Genomic DNA, 625 nt, shown 5'->3' on the forward strand with positions numbered 1-625 from the left:
CCGTTGTACGCGTTCCACAGCTCTCTCTGGGTCGAGTTGTTTGGCTTTCATTATACGCTCGATCGGCCAGCTGTGCGGGCGCAGTACGAGGCAAGTGTGTTTGGCGCCATTACTGTCTTTTTGATTGCTATTGCTGGGTTCTGGGTTGCGGGTCGCATTCGGCGTGTCGGTCCTGTTGCCCGTCGCCCGCGTGAACACGCAGTCGCGATCTTGCTCGCAACCGGGCTTGCCAGCGGCCTCGCAACGCTCGCCCTCTGGATCGGTGTCAGTGTCCAGGATGGCTTTCCTCTCGCAGCCAGTCTTGTCGGCAGCTCTAGTGTGCTCGTGGGTGGGCTGTTGACGCTGCTTGCTGGGGGAACGCTCGGTGTACTCTGTGCGGGACTGCTCGAGTTTAGCCTGTCTGAACCACTACGGATTAACCCTGCCTCAACTGCGGGTGTCGGGCTCGCCTTCGGTGTTGGTGTCTGGCTACTCGCCGTCCCCGTGCCGCTTGCCGTCATTACCGGGAGCAATGTCCCACTCCTTCATTTCGGGAGTCTGGCTGCGGTGGCCGGTTACGGTGTCGTTTGTGGAACTGTTTACGCGCTTGTACGTGGTGCGTTCAGTCCGCGGGCGCCGGTCCGGC

The 625-nt window shown here is 61.1% G+C and carries 1 protein-coding gene; it reads left to right on the forward strand.

What is annotated here, in order from left to right; all coding sequences use genetic code 11:
- On the forward strand, positions 1 to 625 hold a 625-nt coding region (locus tag EXE45_RS20925; protein WP_206750502.1), incomplete at both ends, for a hypothetical protein.

The sequence above is a fragment of the Halorubrum sp. SP9 genome (genome assembly GCF_005435015.1).
GTDB classification, from domain to species: domain Archaea; phylum Halobacteriota; class Halobacteria; order Halobacteriales; family Haloferacaceae; genus Halorubrum; species Halorubrum sodomense.